Genomic DNA, 13008 nt, shown 5'->3' with positions numbered 1-13008 from the left:
AAGCGGAGGCTCCGAATCTTATACTTTCTGATCTCTAAAAAAAACAACCCGGCAGGAGGGATCCTGTCCGGGTTGTTTATGAATGCGTCTAAGTTATTCGCTTAAAGCGTATCTTCCTGTGGGAAATCGACCGTGAAAGGGATGGGGAACGGTTTTCCTAATGAAAAGGGCTCTTCGCTCTCACCTGATTGCCCCATCCATTGGAGCTCTGCTGTATACTGTCCGTTATCCGGCACATGGCCTTCTACATCTATCCACTGAAGGGTTAAATTTGCCCCTTCCGCAGAACGTCCGTTTTCGTCGACGAGACCTAACGTAAGTGCGGTTTTTTCTTGGTCTAGCAAAAGATTAGCGTAACCGTATTCCGTTGTACCTTCAGCTATAACATCTTCCCCATGTAACAGTTTAAACATTGCTCCTGATACTGGCTTTCCATCCGCTATATTCAGATTAATCCGAAGCGCCAATTTAGTGTCAGGCTTAATCCAATCACCCTGTACAAAGAGATTATACTCCAAAGGACTGTCCTCAATAGGAGAAGGATCGGTTGTTATAAAATGGACATGGAAATCCTTATCGACCGTTACGAGCGGATCATCCGCACCTCCTTCATCCTTTAAGAGCTCAATCTTCAAGTGATAGTCGCCAACATGAGGCCAGCTTGTTTCGAAGGAAATTGGTGCTCCGTCCAGCTCTTCAATGGTAAAAGCATCCCCGTTTGGCTTTGCTAGGGTTACGCCCCCATTCTCGAGCTGACCAGGAATGATATCACTATGATCAAACTGATATTTGTATTCGATGTTATCCAAGCTGGCACCTGACTTGGAACTATACGTCAGCCTCACCTTCACCTTCATATCCTTCTCTGACTCACTGCCACGGAAGCCAAACGAGAATTGATGAGGGGCGTTCATAAGTACCTGTTCCGGAATACTCGGATCAAATACCGCCTTGATATCCGAAGGTTCCGGTTCCGGATCGACCGGAGGATCGACCGGAGGATCCACTGGCGGTTTCACCGGAGGTGTCATCGACCCACCCGGCGAATTTGGCTGCGTAGGGGCAGTCGGCTGTGTAGGAGCGGCAGGCTGCTGGCCTCCCATTTGGATCCGCTCCTGTTCGCGCCGTTTCGCTTCTTCAGCAAAACGCTTCTTTTCTTCAGCGCTCAGCTGCTGCGTGTACTGCCCCTCGGCCTTCTTCGTGATTTCTTCCTTTACCCTCTGGTTGGCCTGCTGCATTTCAGTGATCATTTTCAGGATCTTATCAAGTATAGCCTGTATTTGCTGCTGCATCTGCTGTTGCATTTGCTGCTGCATTTGCTGTTGCATTTGTTGTTGCAGCAACTCTTCCTGCAGCTGCTGCTCCTTAACCTGTTCCTGAAGCTTCTTCAGCTGCTCCTGCTGAGCTTTCTCCAGCTCTTTGCGTTTAGCCTCCAGCTGCGGGTCCAATCCCACGGTCGGATCAAACGGACGCACATTTCCAAGGTCAATTTTTCCGTTCGGGTCGTCAATCCCGCGGTTCACCTGTTCTATCAACTGATCCAATTTACTTTTTTCGATCTTACCCTGACTACTCGCCTCCTTGGCTACATTGCCGACCAAGACATTCAAATTTTGCTGGATTTTTTGAAGGTCTTCCAGTTGGCTTACCAAAAAGGGGGCGTTTGACCCGTTTGATGCCGAAGAACCGGAAGGTTTGGACTGACCTTGTTCCAATTGCTTCTTCTGCTGCTCAATCAACTCCTGGTTCTCCCGGTCAATCTGCGCCTTGTTTTGGATGATGGCTTTAATGATGTCCGGTGAAGCCTGATGAACAAGATCCGAAATATCGACGCCGGTCGGCGTTTGAAGGGATGGATCCACGCCGGGCGTTAAGCTGATTTGCTGGGCTGGATATAAAGTGACGGGTGACCCGGCCTTCCCGGCAAAGCTTTGAGGGTTCGTACCCGAAACCTTGACCACACCTGCTCCCGCGGCAACATCAGGGATACCTGTCAATGGATTGATAATGACAAAAAACTGCGTTCCTTTGACCTCCAGCTTCTGCCCGGGGACATCCATCTCGAACACGTCCCGGGACTCACGCAGATCATGGACGCTCGTATACGCCTGGCCTGACATCAGCTCCAGCTTGGTCGTCGACTGTACTGCTCCACCCGTCAGCACCTTGATCCGAATTTCGCTGTTCGGAGCCAGCGTGATTTCGTCCCCTTCGTCCTGAATGGACAGCACCGCACCGCCGGATTCGGTAACAAGTGTGTCACCCTCATGCAAAAGCATTCCCGGATACGCCTGAATGCGCAGCGCTCCCCCGCTCTGCTGGATATAAGCCGGTCCGTCAATGCGGCTGATGGTCATGCTGCGTGTGCTGTCGGCGGAAGCCTGCGTCGTCCAAGCCGCCGAGCCTGCAAGAAGCAGAATCAGCGTCGAGCTGACCATTTTCCAAGATAGTTTTCCTCGTCTCACGTTGTTTTCAACTCCTTTCCTTTATTTATCACGGATAACCACGGTTTTCTCCGAAGCCAGCCATTTCACGTCCTTGTCCAGCAGGTCCGTCAGCGTCCGGATCGGCACATACAGCTTCCCGTCGATGGACTGGGCGGTACTGCCGGCCTCCAGCTGAATCATGCGGTCTCCCGATTGAACCACGGCAGACTTGGCCGAAGCCGATACCAGCTTCAGTCCAAGCTCGGAAGCGATAGATCGCAGCGGGATGAGCGTCTGGCCGTCCTTGGTCACCCGCGTATCGATCTGCAGCCATTTGGCGTTGTAGGCCACGTAAACGGTACCAGCCGGTTTCATCGGTTTATGATCCGGCTGCCGATACAAGCTCCACTGGCGCAAGCCGTTTCCGGCAATCCAGCCGACACTCCCATCCTGGCTTACAGCAACGCCCTGCGGATAAGAAAGCAAAGAGGTGCTCTCGATACCGTCTGCCTTCCCTTCTTCTCCCTGCAAAGAGCCCACAAGCGTATGGACCTGGCCGTCTTTCAACGTTCGCACGACCTGATTGAGCGAATCGGCAATGACCAGCTCATGCTGAGAGGGGGACCAAGCCACATCAACGGGATGATTAAATTTCGCCGAAGCTGCCGCGCCGTCTTGGTAACCCCCGTCCCGGTAGAGTTTCGTGGATGTCGCCCCTTGGCCATCGCCCGCTACCGATCCGGCGACCGTCGTGACCATGCCGGTTTTCAGATTAATATAGCGAATGACCTGGTTGCCGGAGTCACTGACGTAGAGGTTCCCCTCATCGTCCAGCGCCAGCCCTGAAGGCTCGTTAAACCGCGCATCCTTCAGCGCCCCGTCCTTGTAATCGCCAGCGAATGCCGCCACTCCCGAATAGACCTCTACTACACGGTCGGAAGAGCCGGTTAGCGTGCTGACCGTACCGTCTGCGGTGATTTTCCGAATCACATGATTCAGCGTGTCGGCAACGTACACGGATCCGTCCTTCGCCACCGCCACATCCTCTGGCGTATTCAACGCGGCTGCCGAACCAGTGCCATCCTTGAGCCCCTGCACTCCGTTTCCTGCCAGCGTACTGACCTGCCCTGTAGGGGTAACTTTGCGGATCGCATGGTTCCCCGAGTCGGCGACGTACAAATTGCCGGCGGCATCCGTATCCATGCCCATCGGCTGATTAAACAGCGCGGTATTCGCAGCCCCGTCCAGCAATCCGCCCAGCGGCTCGCTGCTCTTGTTATAGCCCGCAAACCGCATTCCCGCAAAAACGGTCCGCTGCGTGCCGCTGACCTTCCATATCACGTGGTTCACCGTGTCGGACACCAGCACACTGCCGTCCTTTGCGGCCAGCGCCCTGCCGTATCCAACCCATCCCGCGGTGAGCAAATCCCCCTTCGTGCTGGCGGTAGCATCCGGCTGCCAAGTGCTGACGCTGAGCCATGCCGAGTCCTCTCTGACCCCTGCGCCCCAAGCCAGCGAAGGCACACCAAGTGCCAAGCACAGCGTCAACGCGGCGGTAACCCACCTTTTACCGTACCCCTGCAAATTTCATTCCTCCTACGTATTTATGAATGGATGCAAGCCACAACGCTGAATTGTTCTGCATCGATCTTATCCTGATTAAAGACATCCGACTAGTAAAATTTTTCTATTTTAGGGCGGACAGGCAGGGTATCTTCCTTTTGAGTGAAAAAAAGATTCCCGCCTAACATTCAGGCAGGAATCTCACCAATTTCTATATGCTATTGTTTACCGGGACAGCGACTCCACAATCCCGCGGGCAATCCAAACGCCGGCCGCCCCGGCTTGGGCCAGACCGCGCGTGATCCCCGCTCCGTCGCCGCCGCAGTACAGCCCGCGGATTTCCGTCTCCAGCGTCTCCGACAGCTTGGGACGGGCAGAGTAGAACTTGGCTTCGACGCCATAGAAAAGCGTATGCTCCGAAGCGATGCCCGGCGTGACATGGTTCAGCGCCTCGACCATTTCGATCAGGCTTTTCATCGTGTTGTAGGGCAGAACGAGACCCAGGTCTCCCGGTACAGCCTCCTTCAGGGTAGGCTCCAGAAATCCTTCCCGGATCCGCCCTTCGGTCGAGCGCCGTCCACGCAAAATATCCCCGTATTTCTGGACGATGATCCCGCCATTGGACAAATCGTTGGCCCGTTTGCATATTTCACGAGCATACTCGTTCGGCTTATCAAACGGTTCCGTAAATTTATGTGAGACGAGCAACGCAAAGTTGGTATTGGACGAGCCCAGCGCCGGATCTTTGAAAGAATGGCCGTTGGCCGCCATCGCTCCGCTGTGATTCTCGACCACGACGTGGCCGGAAGGGTTGCTGCAGAACGTGCGGACCCGAGTGCCTACGGAGGTGTTAAAGACGAATTTTCCCTCGTACAGATGCTGATTGATTTCCGACATCACCACATCGGAGGTTTCGACGCGAACGCCGACGTCGACCTGGTTGTTGTACATTTTGAGCCGGCGCTTCTTCAGGATGCTTGTCAGCCAGGCTGATCCGTCCCGGCCGGGAGCAATGATGACGCGGTCCGCCTCGTAACTGTCCCCGTTCTTCAGGACGATGCCCTGCACCGTGTGGACGCCGTCTTCCTTGACGGTGAGGATGTCTTCCACCTCGGCCTTGAACATCATGTCGATGCGCGTGTTCAGAAACTCGTAGATCGATTTTAAAATTTCCAGGTTCTGCTCCGTGCCGAGATGCCGTACCTGTGCCCGCAGCAGCTTCAGACCCGCCGCATAACCGCGCTGCTCAATGCCCCGGATGACATCCGTCGTCGGATCGGTAATATTCGTCGTAGCGCCATGATGCAGGTTCAGCTCGTCAACGTAACGGATGAGCTCAAGCACTTTGGATGGTGGCAGATAGTCCGTCATCCAGCCACCAAATTCGGTTGTAATGTTAAATTTTCCGTCGCTGTAAGCTCCGGCTCCGCCAAAGCCCGCTGTGATCGAGCAGGCGGGCACGCAGCCCGCAAACTCCTTACGGCCGCCGGCAGGCGGACATAACTTGATTTTGTCCTCCAGAATCGGACAGCTGCGGCGGTAAATATCATGCCCTTTATCCACCAGAAGCACCTTCAGATGAGGCGCCTTTAACGCAAATTCATAACAGGCAAAAATACCGGCCGGACCGGCTCCAACGACAATGACATCATATTTACTCATCATGTTCCTCCTGAAATGGATTAGGTCAACAAAAAAATCCCCGGCATAGAATAGGTATGCAAAGCAGCCTATTCGTAGCCAGGGATTTACGGCCCCTAGTAGAAACCCTCAAACCATATCATTGAGGTTATACGAACAATGTATCTGTTATTTATCGTTTACAGGAGTTAGTGTAATGGATAAACACGAATGTGTCAACATTGTATATGACAATCGTTCGTATTTTATTGAAAAATAATTAAATCAAATGCATTTTACATAACACAATACCATAAAAGACGAACATTATGGATACTCGAAAATACAAATTGCCAATAGCGCTTTGGTTAGATAAGATGAAAGCGTTACCTTCGGACGACGAATCATACCGAATCGGAATTCTAAATCAATCTACGGGAGGTAGACCGGATGATTAGAGGGATTGGGCATTTGGCCTTTGATGTAGCCGATATGAACAAATCGATCGATTTTTACTGTGGCATTCTCGGATTTAAAAAGGCCTTTTCGATTGAGGATGATCATGGCAACCCCTGGATCGAGTATATCAAGGTGCGTGAAGGCCAGTTTATCGAACTGTTTTATGGGGCTGAAAATAAACCCGAAGCGGTGAAACGCCCCATCGGATTCTCGCATTTGTGCCTGGAAGTGGACAGCATCGAAGAAATCGCCGCCCATCTGAAACGGCATGGTGTTCCGTTGGACGTGGAGCCCCAACAGGGAAAAGACACCAATTGGCAGTGCTGGGTGAAGGATCCGGACGGAAACCGCATTGAATTTATGCAGCTTAACCCGGATTCCCCGCAAATGAAGGCTTAAAAAAACCCCTTAATCGCATGAATGGTGCGATTAAGGGGTTTCCTTTTAGCCATTTATGAATTTCTATTAATGGGGCCAATCTATCCTGCCTCTGAAATTCATCCTTATTTCCCATCCGTCGACGGCTGATCGCCGGATGCCTTTTCGTCGGTCGTATCGCCAGTTTCCTGATCCGTGTTTCCTTGCCCAGAATTTACGGTCAAGACAAACGATCCGCCGGCCGCGTTGACTTTATCAATCTGGCTAATGTCCAGCTTTTTGCCCAGCTTCACGGTTACGGTGCTCGTGTATTCGTCCGTCAACGTATTACCGGAACCGGGTGCACCTGTAGTTCCCGTAGTTCCTGAACTGTCCGCCGCTCCCCCGGTGCCACCGTTACTGGTGTCTCCGCTGCCTGAAGCTGTACCGTCTTTACCGCCGGCAGTGCCGGTCGATGCATCCGATTGATCGGCAGCCTTGTCGGACGACTGACCGGCGTCCGCTCCCCCACCGTTCGAGTCCGTTCCCGCCGTTCCATCCGTAACGTTCGTCTTTCCGGAAGACCCGCCGGTATCCGCCTGTCCGTCCTTCGTCGTATCCGTATCGGTCCCGCCAGGCGTTTCGCCGGTCTGTCCGCCTTCCGTCGCATCCGTGCCTGACGTTGACGTTCCTGCCGAATCGGAGGTCTGCCCGTCGGTTGCCTTGCCACCTGCCGTATCTCCGGACGTGGAATCCGTTCCCCCGGCCGGATCCGCTGCGCACTGACTGACCGTCTGCGGATCAATCGCCTCAAACAGGATGTTACCGTCCTTGTCCAGGACGGTCACTTCACCGGCTTTGAAGTCCCGGCAGGCTTCCGGCTGCTTGAAGTGGAAGGTGAGCTCCGTCAATTCCCCTTGCTCCCCATCCTTGACCTGCTCCGCCGTAAGCAGCGGAATTTCCGTTGCCGTCTCCGTCGCCGGAGGCTGGGAAGCGACCGGCGTTTTCGTAACGTCTACCGGGTCCGCCTTCCGGTCAAAGGTGCCGTTCGCCTGCAGCGTCAGCATCGTTACGCCTGCCGCAATCACGATGACCAGCAGCACTGAGCTGAGCATGATCGGCTTGCGGTTGTTTCTGAAAAATTTCATCCACGATGGCGCAAGTTCCGACCGTGCCCGGGCGTAAGCCGGCTGAAGCGCCTGCGGAGCGGAGTCAAAGTATCTTTTCACCTTGTCTTTGTTCCGGAACGCGCCCGGGTCATTTCTTTTCATAAACGACACGATCGCCGCGGCATACGCGGGCACCAGGCCTCGCGGACGCACAAACAGCGGCTGGTCCGCCGACCACTGGATGTACTCATACACCGTCTCCGGGCTGTCTCCGTACTTATACACGAAATCCAGCAGGGATCCGTAATCCACCGCGCCGGTCTCCACGTCCTGACAGAAGGCCAGAGTAATCCACTCGAACACCTCCGGCTTCACTTCCCGCTGCAGCCAGCCACGGCCGATATACTGCACCTGATCCCTCTCCGCAAAGGACAATCCGTCCAGCACGTCCTCCCTTTTCGGATGGTCGGTACCGAACCATTGATAGAGCGCCAGCATGACATTCGCTTTGGAGCGGATGCGGGCATCGAATCGGGATACCCACGATCTTAATTCCTTCGGCTCCCGCAGAAATCCAATATCCAGCAGCTGCTCTCTCGAAAGACGCTCCAAATCCAGATCCTTCAGCAAAAAGAGATTGGCCGCATACACCAGCCGGTCGACAAACCGCGACCCGCCTTCGATTTGGCCCAGTCCGCGGCCCGGATCCCGCTCGAGATCGTCCAACTGGTCCATCACCGCATTCACGGCGCGGACCGGATCGGACTCCCGACCCAGCTTGTCCATCAGCTGCGTTTCCGCAAGCTTGGTGAACACCGCGTTCTCCAGCACGATCGGGTGATTCTGCACCCAGACGCCGGCTAGCTCGACCAGATCGCTGGCTGTCGCTGCCTGTTTCAGCCTGTTTTCTATGTAAGGCTCGAACAGCAGGGCGGGTAGCCCCGGGCTGCTCAGCACACGGGCGAAGAAAGTGCGGCTCAAGGCCGGTGTGCTCTCCAGCATGCCGTACGCGGCTTGCGCAATATCCTCACGCTGCTGCGACAGCGCATTGTTGATCGTACGGATGAAATACTCCACGATGCGCAGGCCAAAATTTTTGCCGTCGACGGCATAGTAATCCTTGATGCTTTCGATGATGTCCGTTCCTGGCACCTCGCCCAGCTTCACCCGATCCAGCTCCTTGTCAAAACGCGTCAAGAACAGCTGATTCAGCCGGGCTTTGGCATGAATTGCCCCAGGTGTGGACAGATAATCAAGGATGCAGCGCAGCACCGTGCCGGGTTGCGCCCTATACAGCTCTTCCCGGCCCTGATCGATCTGGTACAGCGCGCAAAGCTCATGGTAGCCCGCAATCGAAATCCGCCGGATCGGCTCCATGCCCTCCATCATTTGGTCGGCAAAAGCATAAAATTCCTCTGCCCGCTCCGGATTCCGCAGATTCGCCCAGGCAAAATCCAGATACGGCTGCTTGGACCAGTCCAAGTCCACGTTAATGACGCGGCCCGCCGCCAGCTCAAACAAATAATCCTTCTCCACGCTGCGGTCACCGAGGCGCAGGCCCCCTTTTTCCACGAAGGTCAGGTGGATGCCTTTTTTGCTCTGCGGCTCTTTGGCATACGTCAGAAAACCAAGCTCACTGCGCAGCGCGTAAGGCAGGCTGCCATACAGCACATGCAGCAGTTCGCGCGCCTTGACTGACAACTGCTCCACCGGAACGTCCAAGACGATGTATACCTTCTTTTTGCCCGATACCGACGACATGGCTGCAAACAGCAGCTGTTTGAACACCTTCTCGTCAATATGCAGCTCCTCCAGGAGCGCCATGACCTCGGCCGCCGCCATATTCTGCCCGTCTTTCGCCACCGGCAAATCCCCCAGTTCGGGGAGGTCCGGGCCCAGCTCAATGTCATAATGATCGGTAAACTGGGCGTTCAGCAGCCTGCGGTAATCTGTGCCCGTCTGCTCCATCCAGCCCGGCGGGAGTACATAGTTATGGGTAAAAAAGGCGCTGCGCAGCCCGGTAAAATCCGCCGGCTGGTACACGCTGCGCCCCAGAACCGTTTCCCCGGTCTCGGCCCGAAACAGATGCAGGGCGTCCGGATAAGCGGCTGCTTCCTTCTCGCTCCGAGCGGTCAGCTCCGCCGGGGCGTCGTATTGGCAGAACGGATGCAGCACCTTTTTAATAAAACCATGTTCCAGCCCCAGCGATCTTGCGATCGTATCAAACCCTTCGGTAGAGCGGAAAATCCCACGCCGTTCGCGGGTATACATTTGCTGCTGAACCTTTTTGGGAGTGAAATCCGGCACTAGTCTTCTCTCCCCTCAATGTATTTCAGCTTGTACAGAAGCCAGATAAAGGGCTCATCCACCCGGATCGGGCTGACCACGCTCTGCAGCTTCTGCCCCACCGGATTGCTGCCCAGCGCAGACACCGCGAAATAAGCCGTATTGGAAAAATACACGTCCATCGTCCCCTTAAACGGCCGGTCGACCTTTTCGATGAAGCGGCGGATTTCTCCGTCGATATTTTCGAACTCGGTCAGATTCAAATATTTGCGGTGCACCATGTTGTTGAAAATGTTGCTGTTCGGCTTCACGTACTCGCCGTCCTCGTCCTTCAGCGAGTGGAGCATGTCGCTCTTGGTCAGGACCACCGCTGTCGGTATGTCGGTTTTGCCCTTGTCCTCGTAGGCGATAAAGTCGCCGAACAGAGTCAGCACCACGTCCCGCGGCTCATCGTACTGCGACACCCATTCCCCCGGCTGGTCGCCTAAATTCAGGCGGATCTTCTCGCGGATCGAACGGATCTGCAGCGGATCGATCATGAACAAGATGCCGGCGGAGTTTTTGATGTGCTGCCCGTGCAGGCCGAGATAATCCTCGTCGACCATGCCCTCGCCAGCCACATCGAAGAACACCAGCGTGAGCGGCGGTTTCGTCTCGTCCTTGAACACGAATTGGAAAATAAACGGCTCCTGCATCTTCTCCTTCTGCGTGGAAGCGAGCAGGTCCCCGCGGTCAAACAGCGGCTCCTCGTACATCGTGCGGAACTTGCGGCTGATCTCCGCATTCAGCGGCATACAGGCCGCATTGAAATGGTCCGCCGTCATATGCTGAAGCGTATGGATCAGCGAGGTCATATACACCGACTTGCCGACCTGCGAGGCGCCGATGATCGAGATGATATTGCTCGGCACTTTGCCCGCCGTTACCGGAAGTTCGTTATGGCACTTCGGGCACAGCCGTCTGCGCGTGACCACCCCGTAGCGGTCGTTCAGCCCGATCAGTACGTGATCGGAGTAGATCTGATGCTCCTCGGGAATGTCCCGCGGATAGAGGATCGCCTCCATGTCGTACACCGAATCCAGGCCGAAGCGTTCCCGGTAGCGGTTCAGCTCCTCATCCTCGCGGAGCGCGTAATCCTCGTCGTCTTCCCGATGGTGGGCAGCGCGGAACACGACCTCCTCCGGCGAAAATTTGCTGAAGCAGTACGGACATACGATATCGTAAAACAATGGCCGGGGCTCCGGCTCCGGCTTCCTCTTGAACCTGTCAAAAATGCCCATGATGCTGTCGTTCCCCCTTTCCCGTACTTCTATGTTCAATAGCTGGCTCAAAGAGCCGCTAGTAATCTCATTGTGAGCTGGCTCGAAAGCCGTTGATGCCTTATCGTAAGCTGGCTCGAAGAGCCGCTGATGACCTTTCGTGAGCTGACTCGAAGAGGCGCTGATGCCTTATCGTGAGCTGACTCGAAGAGGCGCTGATATCTCACGTTTTGCGGAAGCAAAACATCGAGAATATCTTCCTCGAGCCGTGGCAGAGAAGCTAAAGCCCGCTCCGATGCCGGATCATTCTTCCGATCGCTGTTGCCTCCAAATTTCCTGATTTGATTAACCCTATTAAAGGTTGAAATTCCGAGGCAAAGGCGACCGCTGCCGCTTCTCCAGAATGATTCCGTCCTCTCCGCTGGGTCTTCTCCGGCAGCATTTTTAACCCTGGGCTTCGCAATGCTTATGCCCAATGGAGTACGCTCACTCTTATGCTCTAAGCTGTTATTCTCTAGGCACTTCTCTCTAGGCACTTCTCTCTATTCACTTCACTCAAAGCACTGCTCCCTTAATGTATACGTCCTGCTAATCTATTCGTTCTGGTCATCTTCTTGTTCTTCTAATCTATTTGTTCTACTAATTTATTTGTTCCGCAGGCCCAACCTTTAACTCTACCTCGAACCTTCAAACTCCATTCTGCAACTTTACAGGTCAATTCCGCAAGCTTTCGCACTTTTAGTCCTGTAATTCGTCCCTCAAAGCTAGCAATCCGCCCTTGAATATAATTCCGTTCAATCTAACCCTTAATTTCACTAGTTTAATAGTTCATATGTTTAATCTCTATATTTTATCGCACATTCCTGCCTAAAGGCAGCCGATACGGCCTGCCCGGGATCTCTGAATCGCCTCATACCAGCCATCTTCAGCTAACCAACTTCCGCCTGTTCCTCTGAGTTTGCTCATAGCTTCCTTCAGCCAAGCGAACATAGAGCACTCTGAGTCCGCCCACAAACGCTCCCTGCCATGTCAATATAGGGCATCCTAAGTCTACCCTCAAATTGCTCCCTGCCATGTCTATATGGAGCATCCTGAGTCTACCCACAAATTGCCCCCTGCCAAGCGGAATATATGGACCGGAGAGTTTACGTGCTTCCTTTGAAATCGTGTTATTCCCTTCCTATCTCATCAAAATAACACGATTTCAACAGAAGCCGAAGGGGCATATATGGAGCGACCCAACAGAAGCCGGAGGGGCTTATATGGAGTGTAACTCGAAGAGCTGCCCGTACTTCTTCCCGTCCGTAAAAAACAGGCGCACGTAGTCGTTTTTGCCCACCTCGATGGCGGGCAGCACGTTTTTCCCCGCCGCGAAATCCATGACGAACGGATACACCGTTCCGTCTTCCTTGTGGGCGGGGTAGCTTCCCTGCTTCTTGACATAGCAGAGCGCTTCCTTTGGGATCGGGACCTCGGTCGTCACCCGGATTTCCACGGTCTTGAACTTCTGCAGCCATCCGCCCTTCTCGCGGATGGAGACGGTCACGCGGGCTTTGCCTGTGCTAAAGACGGCACGATTGGCCCCGTCAGGCTGGCGGAACAGGACGGCATCGCCTTGTTCCGTTACCGAAGCATAGACGGTGTAGATGACGCGTCCGACGCCCTCAATCCGGTCGTGATAACCGTTGTTCGCTTTATATTCGTTTCGGGTATACAGCCTCAGCTTGTCGGAAGGCGAATCGGACGGAGCCGAAGCTCCGCCCTCTCCCGCGTCCTCCGCAAGAATGTCAAAAGCTCTGCCGATGTACACGGCCTGAATCCCCTCCGGCCACTGCCAACGGAGGGTGCAGCGATCCTCGTCCAGCTGGTGGGACAAGCCGCGGATGACCGGGTCGCCCGGCTGTGCATCGATAAACCGCATAAGTCATG

The 13008-nt window shown here is 54.4% G+C and carries 7 protein-coding genes and 1 riboswitch; of the genes, 1 reads left to right on the top strand and 6 read right to left on the bottom strand.

Going from position 1 to position 13008, the window contains the following annotated elements; translation table 11 throughout:
* Window positions 1-101: 101 nt before the first annotated feature.
* The 3 genes from IAE55_RS14030 to IAE55_RS14020 form a co-directional block, all read right to left on the bottom strand.
* Entirely contained in the window at window positions 102-2279 is a 2178-nt protein-coding gene (locus IAE55_RS14030; RefSeq protein WP_200633044.1) for a FecR family protein, read from the bottom strand.
* Between the two features lie 207 nt (window positions 2280-2486).
* Entirely contained in the window at window positions 2487-4010 is a 1524-nt protein-coding gene (locus tag IAE55_RS14025) for a stalk domain-containing protein (protein WP_200633042.1), read from the bottom strand.
* A gap of 204 nt (window positions 4011-4214) precedes the next feature.
* The gene (locus tag IAE55_RS14020; RefSeq protein WP_145161698.1) at window positions 4215-5651 is read right to left on the bottom strand and encodes an NAD(P)/FAD-dependent oxidoreductase; all 1437 of its coding nucleotides are present in this window, start codon (window positions 5649-5651) and stop codon (window positions 4215-4217) included.
* 55 nt (window positions 5652-5706) lie between these two features.
* Window positions 5707-5806: riboswitch (purine riboswitch) on the bottom strand.
* 253 nt (window positions 5807-6059) lie between these two features.
* On the opposite strand from IAE55_RS14020, the gene IAE55_RS14015 reads away from it, so the two are divergent.
* Window positions 6060-6467, top strand: a complete 408-nt coding sequence (locus IAE55_RS14015) for a VOC family protein (protein WP_192716075.1) — start codon at window positions 6060-6062, stop codon at window positions 6465-6467.
* A gap of 104 nt (window positions 6468-6571) precedes the next feature.
* Here the strand turns inward: IAE55_RS14015 and IAE55_RS14010 are convergent, their stop codons facing one another.
* The 3 genes from IAE55_RS14010 to IAE55_RS14000 all read right to left on the bottom strand — a co-directional run bounded on the left by IAE55_RS14010 (window position 6572) and on the right by IAE55_RS14000 (window position 13000).
* On the bottom strand, window positions 6572-9841 hold the full coding sequence (locus IAE55_RS14010; RefSeq protein ID WP_200633040.1) for a GAP1-N2 domain-containing protein: 3270 nt from the start codon (window positions 9839-9841) through the stop codon (window positions 6572-6574).
* A complete protein-coding gene (locus IAE55_RS14005) occupies window positions 9841-11100 on the bottom strand; it encodes a hypothetical protein (RefSeq protein WP_200633038.1) in 1260 nt (419 codons plus the stop codon). The genes IAE55_RS14010 and IAE55_RS14005 overlap by 1 nt, the downstream gene beginning before the upstream one ends.
* Window positions 11101-12337: 1237 nt before the next feature.
* Window positions 12338-13000, bottom strand: coding sequence for a beta-mannanase (locus IAE55_RS14000; RefSeq protein WP_200633036.1), 663 nt, complete (start codon window positions 12998-13000; stop codon window positions 12338-12340).
* Window positions 13001-13008 lie beyond the last annotated feature (8 nt).

Source organism: Paenibacillus sp. S28, assembly GCF_016624415.1.
Lineage (GTDB): Bacteria > Bacillota > Bacilli > Paenibacillales > Paenibacillaceae > Paenibacillus_AQ > Paenibacillus_AQ favisporus.
The sequence above is the reverse complement of the archived record's forward strand: the minus strand, read 5'-3'. Positions and strand labels throughout refer to the sequence as shown.

Coding starts and splice junctions, on each gene's coding strand:
- IAE55_RS14000 (WP_200633036.1), bottom strand. CDS start 13,000: ATGCGGTTTATCGATGCACAGCCGGGCGACCCGGTCATCCGCGGCTTG.
- IAE55_RS14020 (WP_145161698.1), bottom strand. CDS start 5,651: ATGAGTAAATATGATGTCATTGTCGTTGGAGCCGGTCCGGCCGGTATT.
- IAE55_RS14005 (WP_200633038.1), bottom strand. CDS start 11,100: ATGGGCATTTTTGACAGGTTCAAGAGGAAGCCGGAGCCGGAGCCCCGG.
- IAE55_RS14030 (WP_200633044.1), bottom strand. CDS start 2,279: ATGCTTTTGCATGAGGGTGACACACTTGTTACCGAATCCGGCGGTGCG.
- IAE55_RS14015 (WP_192716075.1), top strand. CDS start 6,060: ATGATTAGAGGGATTGGGCATTTGGCCTTTGATGTAGCCGATATGAAC.